The organism is Eubacterium sp. AM05-23 (assembly GCF_003477535.1).
Classification (GTDB): Bacteria; Bacillota; Clostridia; order Eubacteriales; family Eubacteriaceae; genus Eubacterium; species Eubacterium maltosivorans.
The window spans coordinates 67874-91876 of the sequence record NZ_QUDF01000002.1; the positions used below are offsets into that span (position 1 = coordinate 67874).

At 49.3% G+C, this 24003-nt stretch carries 15 protein-coding genes; 14 read left to right on the top strand and 1 reads right to left on the bottom strand.

Going from position 1 to position 24003, the window contains the following annotated elements:
- Window positions 1–11 precede the first annotated feature (11 nt).
- The gene (locus DW091_RS02600) at window positions 12–1421 is read right to left on the bottom strand and encodes a trimethylamine methyltransferase family protein (RefSeq protein ID WP_118517327.1); all 1410 of its coding nucleotides are present in this window, start codon (window positions 1419–1421) and stop codon (window positions 12–14) included.
- A gap of 282 nt (window positions 1422–1703) precedes the next feature.
- On the opposite strand from DW091_RS02600, the gene DW091_RS02605 reads away from it, so the two are divergent.
- The 14 genes from DW091_RS02605 (at window position 1704) to DW091_RS02670 (ending at window position 23908) form a co-directional block, all read left to right on the top strand.
- A complete protein-coding gene (locus DW091_RS02605) occupies window positions 1704–2633 on the top strand; it encodes a DMT family transporter (RefSeq protein WP_118517328.1) in 930 nt (309 codons plus the stop codon).
- Between the two features lie 133 nt (window positions 2634–2766).
- A complete protein-coding gene (locus tag DW091_RS02610; protein WP_118517329.1) occupies window positions 2767–3432 on the top strand; it encodes a cobalamin-dependent protein in 666 nt (221 codons plus the stop codon).
- Window positions 3429–4133: a GntR family transcriptional regulator gene (locus DW091_RS02615; RefSeq protein ID WP_058695545.1), complete on the top strand. Its 705-nt coding sequence runs from the start codon at window positions 3429–3431 to the stop codon at window positions 4131–4133. The genes DW091_RS02610 and DW091_RS02615 overlap by 4 nt, the downstream gene beginning before the upstream one ends.
- A gap of 11 nt (window positions 4134–4144) precedes the next feature.
- Window positions 4145–4843, top strand: coding sequence for a GntR family transcriptional regulator (locus DW091_RS02620; protein ID WP_058695544.1), 699 nt, complete (start codon window positions 4145–4147; stop codon window positions 4841–4843).
- Between the two features lie 421 nt (window positions 4844–5264).
- Window positions 5265–6500 carry a tyrosine-type recombinase/integrase gene (locus DW091_RS02625; protein ID WP_118517330.1) on the top strand — a complete coding sequence of 412 codons (1236 nt, stop codon included), beginning with the start codon at window positions 5265–5267 and terminating at the stop codon, window positions 6498–6500.
- Between the two features lie 336 nt (window positions 6501–6836).
- Window positions 6837–16889 carry an InlB B-repeat-containing protein gene (locus tag DW091_RS02630; RefSeq protein WP_118517331.1) on the top strand — a complete coding sequence of 3351 codons (10053 nt, stop codon included), beginning with the start codon at window positions 6837–6839 and terminating at the stop codon, window positions 16887–16889.
- Window positions 16890–17127: 238 nt separating this feature from the next.
- A complete protein-coding gene (locus DW091_RS02635; protein WP_118517332.1) occupies window positions 17128–18009 on the top strand; it encodes a hypothetical protein in 882 nt (293 codons plus the stop codon).
- Entirely contained in the window at window positions 18006–18272 is a 267-nt protein-coding gene (locus DW091_RS02640; protein WP_118517333.1) for a PqqD family protein, read from the top strand. The genes DW091_RS02635 and DW091_RS02640 overlap by 4 nt, the downstream gene beginning before the upstream one ends.
- Before the next feature lie 3 nt (window positions 18273–18275).
- Complete coding sequence (locus DW091_RS02645; RefSeq protein ID WP_118517334.1) at window positions 18276–19313, top strand: radical SAM protein; 1038 nt, start codon at window positions 18276–18278, stop codon at window positions 19311–19313.
- Between the two features lie 47 nt (window positions 19314–19360).
- Entirely contained in the window at window positions 19361–20038 is a 678-nt protein-coding gene (locus DW091_RS02650; RefSeq protein WP_147365269.1) for a hypothetical protein, read from the top strand.
- 29 nt (window positions 20039–20067) lie between these two features.
- Window positions 20068–20520 (top strand): S24/S26 family peptidase, encoded by a 453-nt coding sequence (locus DW091_RS02655; protein ID WP_224168727.1) that lies wholly within the window; start codon window positions 20068–20070, stop codon window positions 20518–20520.
- A gap of 292 nt (window positions 20521–20812) precedes the next feature.
- Window positions 20813–22537 (top strand): ABC transporter ATP-binding protein, encoded by a 1725-nt coding sequence (locus DW091_RS02660; protein WP_118517337.1) that lies wholly within the window; start codon window positions 20813–20815, stop codon window positions 22535–22537.
- The gene (locus DW091_RS02665; protein ID WP_118517338.1) at window positions 22534–23745 is read left to right on the top strand and encodes a nucleotidyltransferase family protein; all 1212 of its coding nucleotides are present in this window, start codon (window positions 22534–22536) and stop codon (window positions 23743–23745) included. The genes DW091_RS02660 and DW091_RS02665 overlap by 4 nt, the downstream gene beginning before the upstream one ends.
- A complete protein-coding gene (locus tag DW091_RS02670) occupies window positions 23723–23908 on the top strand; it encodes a hypothetical protein (protein ID WP_118517339.1) in 186 nt (61 codons plus the stop codon). The genes DW091_RS02665 and DW091_RS02670 overlap by 23 nt, the downstream gene beginning before the upstream one ends.
- Window positions 23909–24003 lie beyond the last annotated feature (95 nt).

Genomic DNA, 24003 nt, shown 5'->3' on the forward strand with positions numbered 1-24003 from the left:
CCCGAAAATCATTAATGCAGGTATTTGTCAAAGATTTCTTTCATCTTGACTTTTTTGTCTTCCGGAATTTCAGGTGCAACGTAGGCGTCCATCCGTTTTTTCAGCTGGTCGTCGATGCGCTGTGTGATATCCTTGTTTTCGATAACGTATTCTTCATAGGTGCTGCGGACGCCGAAATCCGGGAAGCTGTGTTCCTTGCGGTAGTTGCGCAGGGTGTTTTTATGTTTGACATAGGTGCCGTGCTGCCCAACCTCGGTGATCAGGTCAACCGTTTTGTCAATATTCATATCCTTGGCCGGCTTGATATAGGCCTGAACATGCTTGATGATTTCTTCATCCAGAATGAATTTACGATAGTTGGCGCTGTTGAAGCTGTCGAGGCTGCCCAGCATAAACATGGCGATATCCAGCTTGGCGGCAAAGGCGTTCATGATGGCAGCTGTCGATTCGAGCGCTGCCTGTACGTCGCAGTTTTTGGCGTCAGTGCTGCCGGACGGCATATCAAAGGGCACTTCATAGTAACCGGCCATCTGGCGTGCCATGGCGCACATTTTAATGCTTTCAGAAGCGCCGGTGCAGAGCTGAAGGGTACGCATGTCTGTGATGCAGGTATAGGTGGAGTAAACCACTGGCAGGCCTGGATTAATGAGCTGGATCAGTGTGAACATGGCCACGTTTTCCGCGTTGGTCAGGACCACGTTGTCAATGCCGGTGATCGGGCCGGTCAGGCCGGCTGCGGAGCAGGGAGTAACCTCCATGACCTGATTCTTTTCAGCCGCGTAGAACAGGCCATCCAGCAGCTCTTCGTCAAAGCGGAGCGGCGAAATCGGAGACAGAGACGCGAATAGGGGATAACCGCCTTCCTTTTCTGTGAGCAGGTGCATGATTTCCATGGTCATATCGATGGTGTTGCGGTCGACAGAGCACAGATTCATGGGCTTGTCCATGTGCAGGAAGTATTCATAGATGGCGGTGATAACGCCCTCCTTGTAGGTACAGTTGTCTGTTGGGAATACGATCAGCTGCCCGCCAATATCGACACAGCTGCTGCTCTGAGACAGCTTGAAGAAATTGCGCATATCATCAAAATTAACCTTGCGGCGTTTGAACTCTTCATCGATGATAAAGGGGGAGGTAGCGTTCGGAGCGATGAGAGGGCGGTCGGTCGCGCCGATGTTGACAGAGCGGTCCGGGTTGGCCGCGTCCAGTATGAAGGATCTCGGAGCAAGCTTCATACAGTCTTCGACAACCTTTGGTGGAATCTTGATAATATTGCCTTCAACCGTGGCGCCGTGTTTTTTAAAAATTTCATGGGCGCGTTCGTCGCACATTTCAACGCCGCATTTTTCCAGTACATCCAGGGTAGCCTGATGGACATCTTCGATCTGATTTTTAGTCAGGGGTTCATAAGTAAAGTTCATTTTTCTTTCCTCCTAATTTTGTGCATATTGTGTTATACACTGTACCTGTATTCTAATACGTTCCAGTACCTTTGTCAAGAAAAATCTTAAAAAAAATCTATTTACAAATAAAAACCTTAGAAAACCTTTAAATTATGCGGTTTAAACCTGAAAAAAACTTTTTGTTGTGGTATGAACTAAAAACATGTTATAATAAACAAAATTTGAAAAAGCAGAATTTACAAAAAATACATTTTGAACATATAATATTATGCACAGAAGTGGTGCGGATAAGGTGAGCAAATGGAGCTTTTTAAAAACAGAAAACCGATGGCAGGGATTCTCTTAGGCTGCGCCGGCGCGGTTACGACCGGCATCTTTGGAATCTTCTTTAATTATTTTGATTTCATTGGTCTGAGTGAAAGCGGCCGGACGATTTTAACGCCCTTCTTTGTTTTTATATGCTTTTTCTCAGTGGCGCTGATCAAAAATCCTAAAAGCCTGATCTTAAAAAATAAGCTTTTGTACCTGACCACCATCTGTGTGAGCGGGGGCATCCTGTACGCCACCTACAATTATACTTATGTAAGGGCAATCGAGAGCCTGCCTCTGGCCATCACCTCACTGTTTAATTTCTCCAACGCCGTCGTGCTGGTGCTTCTGATGCGTTTGTTTTTTAACGAAAAAATTACAGTTAAAAAGGTAGTCTGCTGCCTGATCAGCCTGGTCGGAATCCTCTTTGTCCTGGAAATATTCTCAGGCGGAGACGGCGATGTCACGGCAGCCGGCATTTTCTGGGGCGTCTCAGTAACCGTAAGCCTGGCCTTTGCCTATACCATCGACTATTTTCATATACAAAAAGAGATCCCCTTTTATGTGGTCCAGACCTACACCTGTCTGGGCGCCATGATCGTTTACTCCTTTAATTATTCGATTCCGGATCTTTTTAGGGAGCTGGGGAGTATGACCGTCCAGCACGGCGCTGCACTGTGGCTTGTGCTGCTGCTGTACTTTATCAATGTCGCCATTTCATACGGCGCCACCACGGCGGCTTATAACTTTATCGACGCATCCTACACCTCCATGACCTATGTCCTGGAGCCGACTGTCGCGGCGGCCGCGGGGTTCTTTCTCTATGGACAGAGGCTCTCCGCCGTTCAGATCATCGGGATGGTCATATCCGTCAGCGCCATTGTCTATATGCAGTATATCGAGAGCAAAGGCAAAGGGTAAAAATGGAAAATGACAAAGCAGAGGTGGCAGAAAAGGCTTTGCGGTGTCAATGAATTCTAAATTATGATATAATCAGTAAAAATAAAGAACAAATTTGAGCATATAAATAATATGATATACAGGAGGCAAGCGAATGAACTTAGCAGCATTGACCGAAAAAGTCGTAGAGCTGGAAGATGAAATGGTGACCCGCATTGTGGAGCGGGCGCTGGATCTCGGGGCTGCCCCTATGGAAATTGTCAACGCCGTCAATGACGGTCTGGACAAAGTGGGACTGCTTTACGAACGCGGGGAATACAGCATCTCGGACCTGATGATGGCCGGCGTTATTTTTGAGGATATTTTAAACATGGAGGGAATGCAGTTTCCGGCAAACCAGCAGGAGGAGGTTTTTGCCGACACCATTCTGCTGGGAACCATCGAAGGCGATATCCATGATATCGGAAAAACGATCTTCCACTCCCTGGCCGTTTCAGTCGGTTTTAACGTCATCGACCTGGGGGTAGATGTGCAGGCCGGGCGTTTTGTGGAGGAGGCAAAACGCTGCCATCCCAGCATTATCGGCATCAGCGCAGTACTGACCAACACCGTTGGCGCCATTCAGCGGGCCATCGATTTGCTCAAGGGCGACCCCGAGACAAAGGACATCACCACCATTATCGGCGGCGCCATGGTCAATATCGACATCGCGGCCATCTCCGGTGCCGATGCCTTTGCCAAGACCGCCAAGGATGGCGTGACCGAGTGTATCCGCCTGAAAAAGCTGTTTAACGAAAAAAGACAGGGTAAGAAGCAATGAGCAATTCTAAATTTAAGTACGAAGAAATCATTGAGAGCATCAAGCATAAAATATCCACCAATGTTTACAAGGATAACGACCCGCTGCCCTCAGAGACTGCCCTCTGCGCCGAGTATGGCGCCAGCCGGATAACCGTCCGGAAGGCGATTTCAGTCTTACTCTCGGAAGGGCATCTTTACTCCATTCAGGGGAAGGGCAACTACATCAAAAATGTTAAGAAAAATAAGTTTTCCATGCGCTACAGTTGTAAAACCATTTTTAACAATGGCTATGACGAGGCCAAGCTGATCTCCTCAAGTCTTGTAACGCCAGACGTTTACATGGTCTATAACCTGAACATCGCCCCCAATGAAAGAGTCGTGGCCTTGAAGTGGCTGATCTATGAGGATGGGCTGCCCATCGCCTATGATGAAAAATATCTGCCCTACTTTGCAGGGATCAATATTTCAGAAAAAAGCCTGAAATATAAGGATTTTTCAGATCTGGTTAAGAACAAGATTTCTGTCTATGAGATGTACCAGGACCTGAGGATTAAAGGCGTCAACGCCGACGCAGATGTGGCCGAAAAACTGCGCATTCCAGTGGGCAGTATCCTGATGCTTGTCGAGCTTAACGTCTACGACCAGAGCGGTCTGCCCTTTGGATGGGGCAAGCTTTACATCCTGCCGGATAAAACACGGTTTTTTGCCAGGACAGAGTAGGAGGGACCCTTGTGAAAGAGTATGAAAACATCGTAGAGGACATAAAAAACAAGATCATCAATAACAATCTGGTGGCAGGGGATAAGCTGCCCTCCATCAAGGAAATGACCAAAATATACAACGTGAGCAGCATCACCGTGCGCAACAGCCTGTCGATCCTGTCCAACGAAGGCTATATCGAAACCCGGGAGCGCTCCGGCTGCTATGTGAAGGAAAGCGAAAACGACCTGTTTCATATGTTTTTTAACGAGATCACCAATATTAAGGAAACCATTCTGGACACCAAGATCCTGAGTATTTCCCAGATTTTTGATTTTAACGGCCTGGAGGAATTTGACAGCCAGAGCAGCGAGCAGATCCAGACCATTAAAATCCGCCGGACCTTCAATTCTTATCTCGACGCGCCGGTGTCCTATGATATTAAATATCTCCTGCATCACTTCAGCGGTGACACCAAGAAAATGTTTTATTACGACAACCTGCGCCGGATCGACTATTTTCTGGAAAAGGAAATCAACAAAACCCTCGAGATCCGCATGATCCGCCCAACCCAGGACATTATCAACGCCCTGAGTATCTCAGAGAGCACACCCGTGTTCTATTTTAAGCAAAAATATTATGATAAATACGACCAGCTGGTGGCCGTTGGTCAGACCTATACCATCGCCGACAGCATACAGGTGGTGGCAACGAGTCGGAATGGGGTGTGAGGAAAGGCTGATTATCAGAATTGAACGGGATGATATATATAGAAAGTAAATAGATAGTAAAAGTAAAAAACACAAAATGTAGCGGTATACGTTAAAACAGCGTATACCGCTTTTTTATTGCTTATCATTCAAATACAACGTTTGAAAATAAAGCTTCATTTTCAAGGTAAAAACTTGTGCAAAAAAGAAAAAACTCGTGAAATAGTACCATTTCACGAGTGCGATATATTCCAAATTTTGATAAAAAAACTATTAAAACAACTAGATGGGGATATTATATCACCTTTAAAAAATAAATGCACGCACTTTTTTACGCGCAAAATAAAAAAAACACCATATAAATCCATTTCTTACCCTTTATTTTAGATATAATTGACCATAGTATGGTCAAAAAGATGGTCGTACAAGGGAGGAAAACAGTATGAAGAGCTACCGTAAAAATGTAAGAAAAAGAGCGGACGGGCGTTATGAAGCGCGGTGTATTGTGGGCTATAAAAATATTTATGGTAAGGCGGTCTATCGGTATTTGTATGCGAAAACTTATCAAAAGGTAGTTGAAAAATTAGAATGTTGCGAAAAAGAAAATTTTGAAGAAGTTGAACTGCAAAGGGTCTTAAGAAAGAACAGAAGGCGTAAAAATTCCGGCGGTGTCATCACTGAAAAATTCAGAGAAAAGGAAATTATAAACTCTGAGGAGCATTCTTTATTTTTGCGGGAATGGCTGGTAGAGTGGCTCGAAGTTGGCAAGAAACCAGAAATTAAAAAATCCTCTTATGCACAATATGACAGTGTTATAAAGAACCATCTGATTCCCGCGATGGGTGATTACAGGCTGCACGAATTGACGAATGAAGTCATTCAGGATTATGTCAAAACCAAATTAAATCAACACCGAACGGCACTGTCGAGCGCAACGGTCAGGCGCCATATCTCGATATTATCCTCTGCACTCAAACAGGCTGTGAAATCAGGGATGATCACAGCCAATCCCTGTAAGGAGGTAAGTATTCCCGCGACAAGAAAAAGAAAAACGGATGTTTTTAACAAGGATGAATATCTGAAGCTTGAGAAAGCTCTGTTCTATGATCAGGATAAGGTAAAGGCGACGGCTGTTCTGCTGACGTTAAAAACAGGAATACGGATTGGAGAACTAGCCGCGCTTCGGTGGTGCGATCTTGATTTTGAGGAAAAAACACTGATGGTGCGCGACGCGGTGCATCGCGTTAACGCCTCTGGAGAGAACGGCAGGAAAACAGAAATGGTTTTTGAAGGGACAAAATCCTATTGCTCTGAGAGGACCATACCGATGAATCAAGAGATTTATTCTTTGCTGAAGGACTATGAGAGCAGCCTTTCTGTGAAGGGAGAGTTTGTTTTTTCGAGTAAAAAAGGATCTTTTATTGATCCAAGAGTTTATCAAGCTTATTTTGCAGGTGTCTTAAAAAATGCGGGCATCAAAAAAAGAAATTTTCATATTTTAAGACACACCTTTGCCACAAGGGCCGCCAGTAAAAACATGCAGCTGTCTGTGCTGAGCAGACTGCTGGGGCACTCCAATATTGCGATTACACTAAAACGCTATATCCATCCTCTGACAGAACAAGACCGCATCGAAATGAATAAAATATCAGAAAATCCAATAGATAAAGAAAAATAAAAGTGGTCAAAAAAATGGTCGGAATCTATCAGAATGGTTTAGATAAGGGACTTAGCGCTTGAAACTCGTGAAATGGTACTATTTCACGAGTAAATTCACGACTTCTTAGCTTACGCAGCATAGCACTTTTATTCTGGTATTCAGAGATGGCAACTCTAGAATATAAAACTTTTTGTGATCGCGGAGGAACGCCTATTTCTCCGCCCATTTCTTAGCCCAAATCGTACATAGTGTACGATATAATAATTAAATTTACGTTAAGATAGAGAGGTGTCGCCGGAAACTAAAATGTAAAGAAGTCTACGGGATCAGGGATTCAAACAGGAGGTAAAGAAAGTGAGAAAGTCTAAATTAAAACGGACCATGTCAATGCTGCTCACAGTATTGATGGTATTCATGTCCATGAATTTCTCAGTGTTTGCGGAAGAACTAACCGCTCCGGCCGGCGAGACGACAAATAGCGTCGAAGCCCCGGCAGAACAGTCCGCAGACGAACCAGCACCGGCCGTCGTGGCGCCGACACCGGTGGATGAGGAAACAGGGACGACAGAAGAAAATGCGACAGATAATTCGTTAAGGCAGGAGCGGCCGGCGTTATTGCAGACGGCCCCGCCGAGTAATGTGCTGAATAATGAAAACGACGTTGCAAAGCCCATTGCGGTAACCGGCGCGGATGGAAAGTTTATCGCAAACTATGACGATATCAATACGGCTGTAGAAGAAGCGCCGACAGGCAGCGTCATAAAACTTCAGCAGGATATCACGACCGTGCAGACAATACAATATGGCAATAAAGCTTTAACGTTTGACGGCGATGGTCAAAAATATAAGATTACGTCCTCAGCAGAACGTATCTTTATTTTAGACGGAACAGAAGAATCCGGCACCGCGCTCACATTAAAAGGTTTGAAAGTTACTGGTAATGGTGAGAATCAACGCGGCGTTCATGTTGGCAGTTTATCAGATTCGACTAATGACAATCTTTATAAAGCGCAGATTACGCTGGATAATACCATCATGGATTTCGAATTCAGCGCCGAGATGCGAGGAATCAATTTTGGCGACGGACAGCACCAGGGGTCAGCCGTTACTTTGACGAACGGCAGCAAAATTTTAAACGGCCTCAATCGGGAATACGAAGAAAAATGGGGAAGCACTGATACTCGAGGAATAGCGCTTCTCAATCCAAAAGACGTAACCGTCCAAATTGAAAAAGAAAGCGAAATTAAAGGTTTTAAATATGCTGTGAATGTCTACGGGACTGAGCAAATAGTCGACGGAAAAAGACTTGCCGATGCCGCAGGGCTGAACGTCACAGTAGACCATTCGACCATTTACGGCTGGGCCGCTTTTAATATCTGGGCCAGCTATGGTACCTACAATATTCAAAATGGTTCTGTATTAAAAGGAATCAACACGGTAGAAGGTGCGGCAGGCTCTGCGAATGCGTTTACCACCATCATGTTGAATTATGACTGGCCGGCTGCAAATCAAGGTCAAGATCCTGTTTTTCAAACTTATGATAATGTTTTAAATATCACCGATTCGACCATTACCAACGGTAAAACCGGCTCGTTTGATCAAACTCTTTTAAGTATTGAAAATGCAGAAACGATCAAAAGCGTTAACCTGAAAAATGCGCGTTTTATCGACGTAACCGGGACAATCAATTCAGGCTTTGAAGTGAGTGATTATGGCAACAAATCAGGCAGTGTTTCAAAAGCCATAGCGGACGTTAAGGCTAAAACGATGATCGACGAGACATCGACTTCTGTTTATCAGCCGGCAGAGGGCGCGGCAAAGCCTTTGCCGTTCTATGATATCATTGCGCTAAACGGCGACAAAGAATATCAAGATATTCAGGAAGCCATTGACGACGCGGCCGCAAATGATACGATTGTTGTTAAGGAAGGGACACATAATCTCTACCAGACGCTTAAAATCAATAAGCCAGTTACGATTAAAGGGGAAGACAATAAAACCGTCGTCATCACCCGCGGCGATGCGTGGTTCCCTAAAGAAGGGCAGGCGACAGACAGAGAAACAGCTTCATTGATTTTAATTGAAAATACAAAGGACGTGACCTTAGAAAACTTAACTGTTCAGGGTGCAAGAAAAATAACAGGAAGTGTCACTGCCAACGGACACGGCATTAACATTGTTCAGGCAGAAAATGTGACCTTAAACAACATCACCGCCAAAGACAACGCCGCCGCAGGCATCGTGGTCAACGGTTCTACCGTAACCGCAGGCGGCCTGTACACCAGCGGCAATGGCTGGTATGGCGTGAACGTGGATCAGGGAAGCGGTATCACGAACCCGGCAAGCTTCACACTTTTGGCTGAACCGGAATCTGTCTTAAAAGAAAAATATCAGATCTTCTCGGATCATTACTATGCCGACGGATCTGATATTACAGTCGACGCGCCGGAGGGCTATGTGGAGAGCGGCGTCGGCGAAAATGGCGCGGCATGGACAAATGAAAATTCCATGATCAAAAATGAAAACACCAAAAGAACCTATGTCACCATTGCGGACGCGGTAAAGGAAGCAAAGAATAAACAAACCATCTCCATACCGTCGGGTACCTACAAGGAAGAAATAACCATCGACAACAAGACGCTCACCTTAAAAGGCCAGAGCAATACCGTTTTAGACGGAACCTTAACCGTGCAGGGGAAAAACGCCCCCACGCTTGATAGCCTGAAAGCAGGCGGCGCGCTCGCCGTCAATCTCAAGCTCGACGCATCCGTTAAGCTGACAGGCTGCGAAGGTTTTGACGGCGGAAAAATTACCGCAGAAAAATATTTTGCCTACGATTATAACAAAGATCGTGTCAAGGCAGACGGTACTGCGGTAGTGGGCGTACAGACCGCCAATATCGGCAAAGAAGTAAAAGCAGGGCTCAATAAGACCTACACCGTCAGCGAGCCAGCAGAGCTGTACTGGTTAGCCGGACAGATCAATTCCGGCGCACTGAACAGCCAGGGCATCACCATCAAACTGGCAGACAGCTTAGACGAAAACGGCATGGATTTCAAAGGCGAAGCCTGGCAGCCCATCGGCACCGCAGAGCATCCTTTTGCAGGAGCCTTTGACGGGAACGGCAAGACCATTAAGAATTTAACGATCGATAATCCAGAGCTGGATAACGCAGGGCTTTTTGGCTGCGTAAAGACTGACAAAGGTATTGGAAACGTGACGATCGACCAGGCGTCCATTACGGCGCGTAAGAGCGCTGGCGCGTTGGTCGGCAGTATTGTCAGCAAGGAAAGTATTAAGAATGTCACGGTAAGAAACGTCACCGTCAAGGCCAATCATTTTGCCGGCGCGATGGCGGGTTATATCTACAGCAGTGTTGAAAACTGCAGCGCTGATCATGTAACAGTTACAGCCGTGGCGCTGAACGATAACGATAACGGCGACAAAGCCGGCGGGCTCATTGGCTTTATCGGCGAAAAAGGCTATAAGATCAAGGATTGTACCGTAACCGGCTGCGCCGTGACCGGCGTCCGCGACGTCGGCGGCATGGTGGGTAACAGTAATGCAGAAAATGTCTATATTAACTGTAAAGTAGCCGACAATGGCAGCTACCTCAATACGGTTACTGCGACAGGCGAAGGCGCCGAAAGCGGAAAAGCGATCTACGCCGGCGGCCTTATCGGGCGCGTCGCATACGCAGGCAATAAGCTTGGCGGATGCAGCGCGGAAGCGGAAGTAACCTCATCTGAGGAAGACAATGCCGGTCCATTGGTCGGCGGTCCGTCTGAAAACTGGCAGAAAATGGTCGTCAATCAGGATACGGGCGCGTTCTTTGAAACCATTCAGGCAGCGATTGATGCTAATGAGACAAAAGACGGCCACACCATCCTGATTCCAGCGGAAACCTATGATTTAAAAGATAATCGTATCACCCTAAGTAAAAACGTCACCCTGGTCGGCAGCACCGAAGGCGGACAGCAAACCGTTTTAACCTGCAATGAAGAACCAAAAGGCGGCCACGGAGATCAAAACACGATGATCCTGATGGGCGAGGGTAAAAACGCCGCTTTAAAGGACCTCGAAATCAGAGTGACACAGCCAAAACAGTCCGCGATCAACTTTAGCGGCGAGGGCACACTGACCGTTGAAAACTGTCATTTCACCGGAGCAGAAGGCATTAACGGCCACAATTTAATCTACGGCGGCGGAAATCCAAAGGCGACGGTCATCTTCAAGGACAATGTCGTGGACGTCCCCTACCGTGTGTGCATTACCTCACTGGGCAAAGGCAGCGAAGTGACCGGCAATGCCTTTAACATTGGTCAGGAAACCATTGATGGCGACGGCCGCACCAGCGTGCTGAGCGTTGTGGCGGAAAGCGGAAGCGTCAAAATTGAGGGCAATACCTTTAAGGGCGCAAACCGTGGGATTGGCGTCGACAATATCAAAGGCGACAATCCGGAAAATATCTCGATAAAAAATAACAAATTCATCAACACGCGCTACGCGTTTGAGCTGAGTCCGACAAAGAACACGGGCAGCTTTGACCTCTCCAAGAACTATTACCAGTTTGGAGAAGAAGCAGCCGGGACCCTGCCGCATGTTCAGGACGCGGATTCAACAGAAAAACCAACCGAAGATTTTAAAGCTGAATATACCGGCGATCTCGTCCGGAAAGTACCGTACTACCTGGACGAAGCGATGACACAGCTCAGCGCGCCAGTCGTTATCTCAAGAGGCGGCAATGACGTGGACGGCTATACCACCATCACCGACGCCATCGCAAACGCACAGGCGGGCGACGTCTTAAGACTGGAAGGTAAGACCTTTACAGAAAGCATCACCATCGACAAAGCCTTAACCCTTGAGGGCGCGGCCAAAGCCGGAGCAACTTATGCGACCAAGCTTGATGGCAAGATCACGATCACCGCAAAAGACGTCACCGTCAAAAATATGGACGCAGAAACGGCCGCCGGTGAAAGGAACGGCGTGGTAGTTACCAAAGGCGGCGCAGGGGCGACATTGGAGAATATGACAATTGTCAATACAACTGCAGCTACCGGCGCCTGCGGCATCCGCATGGAAGGCGAAAACGACAGCCTGACCGTCAAAAACGCGGACATCAAGGCGGAACGATACTACGGCATCGGCGTCAGAAATAAGAACCAGACGCTGAACGTCGAAAGCTCCACCATCACAGGCTGGGCGGCCATCATGACCTCAGCCGGCGACTTAAAAAATGAAGACCAGGGCAAGACGCCCACCAACACCCAAATTATTGTTAAAGATTCAAAGCTGATGGGCTATCATGCCTCAGATAGAACCCCAGGCGAAGCCTACGGTACCGTGACGCTCCAGGAAAACTACGAGGGCGTGACCTTTAAGGCGGAAAACACCCTGTTTTATGCCGGCATTAATGCAAGCTATGGGGAAGATCCAGGTCATTACCAATACGGCTTAACCGTCCGGCCCTACGGCTGTACCATCGAGCTGAACAACTGCCGCTTTGAAAAGAGCGCAACCAACCAGACCGACCTGCTGATCTACTCCACCGTTAATGACGAAGGCGGGGAGCCGTATGAAGAAACGGCTGCGGCAGGCCAAAACACCTTTAACTTTAAGGATATCACCTGGGTTACAGGAGAGAGTGCCAACGTTCCAGGACAAACAAAACTGATCGGTATGCGCCAGAAATTTGACGGCACAGCAGTCGATCAGGTTACATGGAACAATACTCAGGAAGCATCAAATGTGCTGACAGAAGAAAACGTGCAGTACAATCTGCTGAAGCCCGAAGGCGGTAAGATTGAAGTTTCAAACGCCAAACAGCTGAAATGGATCGCCGATCAGGTGAACGCCGGTAAGGATACCTTTGCAGACAAGACCATTACCCTGACAGAGGATGTGGATTTAAGCGCGTATGGGAACTGGACACCGATTGGCAGTTTTGATAATTATGCCCAGACAGATGCTGAAAAAGCCTTCTCAGGTACTTTTGACGGAGCAAACCATCGTATTACCGGTTTATCCATCAATTCACATAAGGCGAATGTCGGTTTGTTCGGAGCTATTAATAATGGCGCAGCCGTTAAAGATTTAACCATTGACGGCGCGAATATTATTACGACTAAAAAGAATGCCGGCGCTCTGGCTGGCGCGACCACCACAAACAGAGGTGCTGGCGGTTTGACCATTACGAATGTCAAAGTCATCAACTCAACGGTTAAGGCCCAGGGCCACACAGCAGGTATTATCGGCTGGATTGCTTCAGGATTAACAGATGCAGAAACAGCTAAAATCACAGGCTGTTCTGTAGACGGAAGCACGATTGCCAGCGTAAATGATGCTACAGGCGGTGAAGGCGACAAGGCGGGCGCAATCATTGGACAGGCCTCCAGTACGGCAGACGTTCAGAATTGTACGGTTGATGCTGCACTACCGCAGGAATCACAAGGAAGCGTTATCGCCGGTGTCCGTGACATTGGCGGGATTGTGGGTTTCGCAAGACAGCACACGACGATCACAAACTGCTTCGTCGGCGCACAGACCGCGATCAAAATCGAAAACATCAACCCGATTGAAGGATTCCAGCAGCGCGACTTAAATGTCGGTATCGGCGGTATCCTGGGTACCTATGAAAATGCCAATGCCTGCACACTTAAAGATAATACAGTTGCGGAAGGCGCTCAGATACTGACAGAGATCAGCTATGAACCAAAGAGCAATATTGTTGTCTATAAAGGACAATACTACGGCGCACCGCGCAGCGGCGGCGCCATCACCTGCGACTTACCGAACAACGCCGAAATCACCTTCTACGGCAAAGAAGACGCAGCAGGAAGCGGCGCAGTCTTAAAAGACATCGTCGAAAACCAGGCCCAGGCAGGCGATACCATCAACCTGGCGCAAACCGACTACACCAGCGCAGACGCTATCACCATCGGCAAAGCGCTGACCATTAAAGGCTTAGGCGACAGCCAGCCGGTCAAGGACGGCGCCTCCAAACCAGGCGCAGTCATCAATGGACAGCTGCTGGTAAAGGCAGACGCCACATTAGAAAATCTCAGTATGATGAGCACCAGCAGAGAAGGCGCTGTGATCGTCGATGACGCCGCCAACGCAGTTATCACCAACTGCTACGCAAAACAGACGACGGCAGGAGCTTCAGACTTTGCAAACTATGGGCGCACCATTGTGCTTAAAGGCAATCAGGCTGTAACCAAAGATGCAGACAGCATTACCGGCTGCTATCTGGATGTGCCAGAGGAACGGGAACACGGTATCACCGTCGACGGCGATAACCGAAACGTTACAGTTGCCACTACAGTAATAAAAGGTACAGACGACAAAGGCTTTAACAAAGGCATTGTCCTCAACGGCAAAAATAATAATCTAACCGTCGACGGCACACACATTGATACGTGGGGTTACGCCATCGATACAGAAAAAGCAGAAAACAGCAGCCTGACGATTAAAAACGGCTCCTACGTCAAAGGCTACGCAGCCCTTTCACTCTATCAGGCGAATGGGACTAACGCAGCCATCGAGGATTCAACCTTAATCGGCCAGAATCCAGGCGGAGGTCAGGAAAACATCTATGGCGTGATTGCAGCGGAAGCCAGCACCAATGTGAAAATAAAGATCGACAATACAATGGTATATGCGCAGAGCGCAGAGAACGCGGCACCACAAATTGAAAACATCATTATCTTTAACGGTGGAAACGACGGCGTGGATATCCGCGTGGACGACACACCCAAACCAGGCCAGGCACTGTCCGCCTTTAATATCAATAATACGGCGACCAATGCAATGATCGGCTATGGAACAAATGGCGGCCCCGACAATACAAACTGCGCCGTCACCGTGAACGCAGGAAGCAGTATCCTTTTCGGTGCAGTTCCCGCTTACCGGGTCGAAACCGAAAAGAACCAGCTCAGAAATGCCGTGCGGAACATCAATGCCGGCATGGATACGGCCGTTTCAGGCGATACCCTGACAGTGCCGGCACAAGTAAATGAAGTGACGGAAGACTGGACGTTGAAAGCAGGCGTAAACCTGTTAGTCAATAACGATACGACCTTCACAGGAACTGTGGACGGGAGCAGCGGCGTCGGCGGATGCAAATTAACCGTCGCAAACGGCAAAACAGTCCAATTTACGACATCTAATCCAATCCCGAACTTCTTCAGCGTTGCAGTTAAAGACTACGATGCAGCCGCGCCGACCCAGATCAGAGCAAATGCAGAGACGACGGACGACAACTCCTTTGTCGGCAGCAATATGACCTTGAAGATCAGCATGGACGGCGGAAACCGTGTTTGGACCGTCGATCACCCGACCGACCGCTTTGATAAAGGCAACGGCGAAAAAGCGACGCCATTTACCATCGCGACACCCGAACAGCTGAGCGTTCTGGCACAAAAGATCGCAGCCAATGAAAAATACACCGTATTAGGCGTAGAAAAATACTATGCCGACGCATACTACAAGCTGACGAATGACATCACAGTCGATACCTGGACGCCGATCGGCAAGACCAACGCGTTTAACGGACATTTCGACGGCGATGGATACGGCATTGACACCAACAGTTCAACCTCACCGTTATTTGGAACCGTCGGCAAGAACGCGGTCATCGAAAAATTAACGGTTACGGGAACCTTCCCGCAGATGGTTAAGGACAATCAGGGAACACTCGAAAACAACGCCGCCATCTTCATGCGGCCAGAGACAAGCACAATGACGGCCGTCAACAGCGGAACCATCAAAAACAGCTTTACCAACAGCACCGCAGGCCTTGTCAAAGAAACCGAAAAAGGGACGCTGACAAACAGCTACTACGAAGGTGCAGAAACCAAAGAAGCCGAGCATACTTATACCAAAGAAGATATGCAGAAAGCGCGGTTTGCGGTTAAGCTGAACGATAATCAGGAAACAGGCTATTGGAATTACGATGCAGACATCAACGCCTCGGCTTATCCATTTATCCAGGCGGACGGAAAGGCGGAAATCAAACCGTTGACGGTTACGGTTACCGCAGCTCCTGCTATTACGCCAGGCAGCTACTTTGGAAGTGTTGAAGTGGTCAAACCCGCAGACGGAAAAGTTTACGCCAAGGATGTGATTACCTTAAAGGCAGTACATAATGTTCTGGTAACAGATCAGTACTTTGCCGGATGGTATCAGGATACCACAAAGGTAGCGACAGATCTTGAATCCCAATATGTGGTAACAGCGGATGCCAATCTGAAAGCTCAGGCAGTGGACAAAGAAAAGACAAGACTGACCATTGTCGGCGGTATCGGCAAAATCACTGTTGTAAACAGCATGGGCACAAAGATACCAAGTGCCAGTGACAGCTACTTTAGTGAAGAAATCATCTCAGGAGAACGTGTGACCATAACAGCCGAAGCGCCAAGCGGATATGAATTTAGCCACTGGCTGGATTTAACAAGCAATACAAACGCCAGCGCCAACGCGTCAATGGCAACGATCATTGGTGGAACGCCAAAGGTTTATATGGCCAATTACATCGAAAAAGTAGTGGACAAACACACCGTTATCTTTAACGCTGCCAATGGAATCCTTATCGAACGGCAGCAGATAGATGATAATGGCAAAATTACACAATGCCCAGACGCGCCAAGTGTTGCAGGCCGAAAATTTACAGGATGGCAGGATCAGGCTACAGGCAAGGTCTACACCGTGGACGAGCTGATGGCAGAGGTGATAATCACCGACAGAACCTTTATACCAGTTTACAAGGATGATGGTACGGTTAAAGTGACAGTAGTGGACGGCACCATTGATGGACAAACGGGAACGGAACAGGTGGAAGTAGGATTCGGTAAAAGCTTTACGATTCGCGCTTCGGAAAAAACGGGCATGAAGTTTGCCGGCTGGCAAAAAGTGACAGGCGATCTGGCGCAGACAAGCGGTCCCATCGTCAACTACAATGCGGTCTACACTTCCTATATTGTGCAAAACACAAAATATATCGCCACCTATGTCCTGACGGATGTGGCTGTTGAACAGACAGCGCTCTGCTATATGGAAGATTTCATCAAAGTGACCCCAGCCAGTAGCGCGGGAGGCACGGGCAGCATGCTGCTCATGGCCCAGCGGGTGGTACCGGACGGGTGCAGCTTTGTCGAGGGTGGTTTCATCTATAAAAACGGCACAGCCACAACGGAAGAGCTGAATTACGATAACCCGGGCACGGGCGTGACGGTTCAGTCGTCAACGCTGCAAACAGCCACGGCACAGTATTCCAGAACATTACGCAATATTCCAGTGGACCAGACGATCTCGGCCAGAGCCTATCTCGTCTACCGTGATCAAAACGGCGCGCAGGTCAAGCTTTATTCCGATATGGTGACAGCGACCATGACAGTGGCAAACTAATATTTTACCGTAAAATTCTGGCCCTGGCAGGGGGCTTGGTACTCTGCCAATCTATTGAGTTAGGAGGGAAAACATGAAACAGGAATATCAAACACCTAAAATTGAAGTGGTCGAGTTTGAAATAACTGAGATAATGGCATCAGGACAGGATTTAGAATGTGGTAACGACTGATGACAAATTGGCACAGGGAGGAATGGCGTAAAAGGCCATTCCTCTGTCTGTTGAGAGGAAAGACGTATGGGATACTATAAAATTGCGGATCTCGCCATTGAAGTCGAGGCCCTGGGTTCAATCCTCGGTCAGCAGCTTGAGAGGTACCGGCTGGTGGGGGAGGAAGCCCCCCGATGCCAGATCATCAACCGAAAAAAATCGCCCATCAAGCTGGAAGGCAGGGTGGTCGGGCGGCAGGACTACCCGGGCTATGAACAGAGGATCAGCACTGTCGGCGAGGGCTGGCGGGGACTTTTCATTCGGGAAAACGGACGCTTTCGTTTCGGCCGTTTAAAGGATGATGACGGTCTGAAGGAGGTCATGTATTATGACGAAGCGGTATACCGGCATTCCTACAAGGCTTCTATGGAAAACATGGAGTACATTAACACAGGATTTGCTTTTTCGAGAATATTGCTAAAGCTTGGGGGCTGTACGCTGCACGCCGCGGCAACAGCGCTGGAGGGAGCGTGTGTGCTGTTTTTAGGGCCCAGCGGCGTGGGAAAAAGCACCCAGAGCCGGCTCTGGCAGCAGTATTTTGGAAAAGATGAAGCCGTGATCTTAAATGGTGATCATCCTGCAATCCGGAGGAGCGATCACCAGTATTATGTTTACGGGACGCCGTGGTGCGGCCGTGAGTTTGTAAACACCAATGACCGGGCCGTGCTTAAAGCGGGCGTATACCTGGAGCAGGCGGCAGAAAACAGCATAGCGCGCGTCAGCCAGGGAGAGGCCTTTGGACTTTTGTACCGGCAGAACGAGCTTTTTAGCGGTACGCCTGACCAGAGCAGACAGCAGATGGATTTTTTAATCGAGCTGGCTGAAAAAATACCAGTTTATAAGATGAAATGCCGGCCAGATACCCAGGCGGTTCAGCTGGCATATAAGACAATATGGGAGGAAAAATGAAAATAAAAGAAGGCTTTTATCTGAGAGAAATCGTGGGTGAAACCGTGGTGGTACCCACAGGCAGCACCACCCTTGATTTCAGAGGGATGATTAACTTGGAAGGCATTGGCGGCTTTTTGTGGAAGCAGCTGGAAAAAGGCGGTACGAAAGAAGAAATGCTGACCAATATTCTGGAAGTCTACGATGTGGATCGGGAAACCGCGGAACAGGACCTGGACGCCTTTATCAAACGCTTGACAGAGTTTGGTTTTTTGGAGATGTGACAGATGTATCAGGAAGCGCTTGAAAAATTACAGAAAAAGGCGTCGCAAAAAGGAATTCCCCTTACAGGCACCTTTGAGTTGACTGAACGGTGCAACTTTGGATGCAGCTTTTGCTACGTTTGTGACCGCCAGAGCAGTTTGGCGATGGCCGAAAGAAGCACCCAGGAATGGCTGGATATTATTCAGGCTGCTGCTGATCAGGGAATGTTTGTGGTCTGCTTTACAGGTGGCGAGGTTTTTACAAGACCAGATTTCGAAGAGCTTTACTGTAAAACCTATGATATGGGAACCAAGGTAACGATCTTCAGCAATGGTTCACTGATCGGGGAAAGACAGAGAGCATTTTTAAAAAAGAGGCCGCCAGACCGGGTGGATATTTCATTGTATGGCATGTCGGAAAAGAGTTATGAAAGCACCTGCGGCCAAAGCGGCGCTTATTACACTGTGTTTGCAGCCATTGACGAATTGCTCAAGGACAATATACCGGTATCGGTAAAGACAAACGCCATGGCCCCTTTAAAAAACGACTATGCTAAAATGGCGGAGTATGTCCGGCAAAAGCATTTAAAATTTCGTTTTTCACCATATCTGGGGCCAGAAAGAGGGTATTGTAAAAATCTGGACACAGCGGTTCGTATGAATGCGGAGGACATACTGGAAATACAGAAGATGTTTAAAAGCGCTGGCGTGTTGCCAAAATATGAACGGGATGACAAACCCAGAAAAGAAAAGTGCTTTCGCTGTTCGGCGGGAAAAAGCTCCTTTTTTATCAACGCCCAGGGACTCATGACCACCTGTGCCTTTTTTACAGGATTTTATACCAGTCCTTTTGAAACAGATTTTAAAACAGCCTGGCTCGATTTAAAAGAGAAAGTAAAAGAAGAAGAAGGCTGCTTGGAGTGTGTGAACTGTGAAGAATATGCGTACTGTCAAAAATGTCCGGCAGTTTTGCAGGCAGAAACAGGATCGGCGGATAAATGTACAGATTATTTAAAGGCGATGGCCAGAAATAATCGGCTGCTTTATGGCGAAATGCTGTAAAATAGCGAAGCGGGGCTTTTGATATGCTAATCATAAAATTGGTGGATATGCGCATTGGCATGCGACATGAGTATGAAGCTGTAAAAATACAGTGTGAGGACTATCTTGACCGTGGAACGCCTGAGTTTGTGGTTTCAGCTACAAAAAATGAAATTTTAGAGGAACAGAAAAAGGCTGGCGCTTGTTTTTCCTTGGGCGTTTGTGAAAGCTATGTCCTTTTCAGAAAAATTTGTGAAAAGATGGTTGAGTACAATGGATTCTTTTTTCATTCAGCAGTCGTGATGATGGATGGAAGCGCTTACGCTTTTTCAGGGGAAAGTGGAACGGGAAAGACAACACATGCTAATCTATGGTGTACTTATTTTGAAGAAAGAGCAAAAATACTCAATGGTGACAAACCGATTATTTGTTGGACTGGCAATGAATTTTACGCATATGGAACCCCCTGGTGCGGTAAAGAAGGCCAGGCCATTAATACGGCGGCACCACTAAAGGGAATTTGCTTTTTGCAGCAGGGAGAAGAGAATAAAATTGTCAGAATGACGCCCGGAACCGTACTGCCCCAATTTTTAAGTCAGACAGTAATTCCAAAGGAAAGGGATAAAGTAGCGCTTTTATTAACACTGTTTGAGCAGCTTATCAAGACAGTGCCGTGCTATCAATTAAAGTGCAATATTTCTGAGGAGGCAGTAAAAGTAGCGTATGAAAGGCTTAGTGATCATTAATGCACTATATAAATAAACAAAGAATGAATATGTTGCTATTGCACCCCCTCATCACCGAAAAACTAACCGCAAACGGCGAAGTCATCTTCACCATCACCGGCAACAGCATGGCGCCCTTGCTGCACCATCGCAGAGATCAGGTCTGCCTGACCGCAGCGCCGGGCGGCATTTTAAAAAAGTATGATTTTCCGCTGTTTATAAGGGAGCCGGAGGGAAAATATATCACGCACCGCGTGGTGTCGGTCAACCGTGACGGCACCTATAACATGCTGGGAGATAACCAGTGGCACATCGAGCGCGGCATCCGCCCCGACCAGATCATCGGCATCATCAAAGGCTTCTGGCGCGGCGGCCGCTACATCTCCTGCGATAGCCCGCTGTACCGTCTGTACTGCCGGGTCTGGTGGCTTTTGTACCCGGCGCGGTACGTGGTGCTGCGGGGGCGCGGGGCGGTTTCCCGGCTGCTGCGCGCCTTTCATTAACAGCCCCGGCCCTGTGCGCCCACACCGTCCCGATCCTGATGATTCCGTTCTTTCAGGGATGGCGAGGGTGTACAGGATTGGGGCTTAAATGGGTTCGTCAAGGTCGTTCGTGGGATGTAAAAGGGAAGGATTGAGGCAAATAAATGGAGAATTGAGAATGGAAAATGGAGAATGTCGGAACGCTTTCGCCGGGCTCAAGCGACGATTCCTTTCAAAACGCGTCTGCGTTTTGTTCTTCTAATTCTCCATTCTCAATTTTCCATTTGCAATTAAATTTACGAAAGGGTTTACCATGTCAACAAAAGGAGCACCGGCGCAGCCCAGGCGTACCTACACCGATAAAGAAGTTTTTTCCTGGCTTTACCAGAATGCCAGAGGGCAGATTCTGGCCTGTGTGCTGCTGGTTTTTGCCAATATTGGGCTGGCCTGCATGGGGGTGGCCTTCGCGCTGGCGTCTAAGAGCGTCATTGACGGGGCCACGACAGGGGGGATGGAGGCGCTCGTCTGGCGCAGCGCGGTTTTTTTAGGCATTATCGCGCTTCAGGCGCTTCTGCAGGCCACCTGCCGCCATGCCCAGGCCAGCATACAGGGCCGGCTGGAAATGGGCTTTAAATCCCGTTTTCTGTCGGCTGTTTTAAAAAAAGATTACCAGGCCGTTATGGCCTACCACAGCGGCGACCTGCTCAACCGCCTCACCAGCGACGTGCAGGCCATCTCGGGCGGCGTCACCTCGCTGCTGCCCACCTTTTCGGGGCTTATCACCAAGATCGTTTCGGCCTTCTGGGTGCTCTGCGTGCTGGACTGGCGATTCTCGCTCATCTTTGCCCTGGCCGGGGCGGCCATGTTTGTGGTCACCCGCTTTTTCAGAAAGCGGCTCAAGGCTCTGCACAAGCGGGTTCAGGAGACGGACGGGCGGGTGCGCGCCTTTTTGCAGGAGCTGCTCGCAAGCTTTCTGGTCATCCGCACCTTTCAGGTGGAGGGGGCCATGGAGGACAAGGGCAGGCGGCTTCAGCAGGACAATTACAGAGAGAAAATCCGCAAGAACACCATCAGCGTGGCGGCCAACACGGGCATCAGCTTTATTTTTAACCTGGGCTACCTGTACGCCCTGGTGTGGAGCTGCCGCGGGCTGATGGCGGGCACGGTGAGCTTCGGGACGCTGACGGCTGTGCTGCAGCTGGTCAACCAGGTGCAGTCGCCCTTTGTGGGCCTGTCGGGCATGCTGCCCCAATACTATGGCGTCCTGGCCTCGGCTGAGCGGATGATGGATATCGAGGCTCTGCCCAATGAACCGGCAGTGGACGGCACGCCCTATGACGCCGGCGCGTTGTACGCCCATATGCTGGGCATTGAACTGCGACAGGTGAGCTTTCACTATGACCGGGACCCGGTGCTTAACCAGGCAGATCTGTACCTTGAAAAGGGCAGCTTCGCGGTGATTTCGGGATTGTCGGGCATTGGCAAGAGCACCCTGCTCAAGCTGCTGCTGGGTGTTTTCACGCCGGATTCAGGGCATATCGGGCTGAGAATGGACGACGGATTCCGCATCGCGGCGGACAGGCAGACCCGGGGGCTTTTTGCCTATGTGCCCCAGGGCAATTTTCTGCTCTCGGGCACCATCCGGGAGAACATTGCCTTTATCCGGCCGGAAGCCACGGAGGAAGAGATCACCCAGGCGGCTGAGCTCAGCTGCGCCATGGATTTTATCGATGCCCTGCCAATGGGCATGGATACCCTCATTGGCGAGAAGGGGATGGGCCTGTCCGAGGGGCAGGTTCAGCGTCTGGCCATTGCCCGGGCGGTGCTGGGCGGCGCGCCGGTGCTGCTGCTGGACGAGGTGACCTCGGCCCTGGACGCCCAGACCGAAAAGCGGGTGCTTGAGAACATCCAGGGCCTCAGAAACCGCACCTGCCTCATCGTTACCCACAAGGCGGCTGCTCTTACGGTCTGCGATGTGGTGCTGCGGATTGTGGATGGAAAAATAATCATGGAAAAAAGATTGAGAGAAGTAAAATGATAAAAGACGAAAAAGATTATGTGGTGGAGCTGCTGGCAGCTGTCTTAAAGGACCGGCGGCCCGAGCCGCCAGCGCCCGGCTGCGACTGGGACGCGGTGTACAAAACAGCCCGGCGGCATTCGGTGGCGGGGATGGCCGACTACGGGTTGGAAAGGCTTGCGGAGGAGGAGCAGCCTCCCCAGGCAGTCAGACAGGCCTTCCGGCAGGCCAGGCTTACGGGTATCGCCAAGGAGGCCACCCAGCACGTTACCGTGACTGAGCTGTTGAAAACCCTTGACGGGCGGGGCGTCCGTGCCCTGCCCCTGAAAGGCTTTGTGCTCAAATACGCCTATCCGCGGCCGGACATGCGGCTCATGGCCGATGTGGATATTCTGGTGGACGACGCCAACACAAAGGCCGTGGGCGAAATTCTGGCTGACAGGGGCTTTTCCTGCGAGCACGCAGGCGGCAATCACGATGTCTACTACCGCAGACCCTACATGAATCTGGAGATACACCGCAATATCCTGCCGGAGCAATACGCCTTCGGGGGCTATTTTGACCATATCTTTGACCGGGCGGTTTTAAAGGAGGGAACCCGGTGCATTTACGCCATGACCCCGGAGGATTTCTACCTCTACATGTTGGCGCACCTGACCAAGCACTACGCCCAGGGCGGCACGGGTATCCGCTCCATCATGGATCTGTGGGTGTTCCGGCGCTTTTACCAGGACACAGTGGACTGGACGGCCATCGGCGCGGGGCTTGAGGCCATGGGTCTGAGGGCCTTTGGGGATAACCTCCTGCGCCTGGCCGGGGTCTGGTTTGATGGGCGGCCGGGCGATGAGCTCACCGATGAGATGGGCCGCTTTATTCTGGGCAACGGCACCTATGGCACCACGCAGAATATGGAGCTTTCCGCCTTTTCAAAGGTCTACGACGCCCAGGAGGATTTCACGGCTGTCCAGCGCCGCTATCTGTGGCGCACGCTGTTCCCGGCCATGGACCACATGCGCCAGGTCTTTCCCTGGGTGGAAGGCAGGCCTGCGCTGCTGCCAGCCGCCTGGGTGATGCGGGGCGTGCGCGCCATGGTCAAAAGGCCAAAGCGCACCCTGCACCGTGTGCGGGCAGTGCAAAACACCTCTGAGGAGGAAGTAGCCAGGGCCAGGGGCTTTTACGAGCGGTCTGGATTACAGGAGCTTGAACATGAGAAAAAAAGTCATTTATAAAGAGGACGCGGCTGTCGAGGAGCTGATCGAGGCGCTGGAGAGCGTGCAGGCCGTCAAAAATAAATTGTATGAGCGCGAGGTGCAGATCAGAGAAAGCCGGTTTTCAGACCCTGTCCGAAAATCGACCCGCATCGAGCTTTTTATGGAAGAGACAGCTGAATAGAGGGGCCTGTGTCCCCCGACAGGATTAATTGCACTGACACCTGAAGAACAGTAGGGCTATTTTCTGCCCTGCTGTTCTTTTTTGTGTAAATTTTT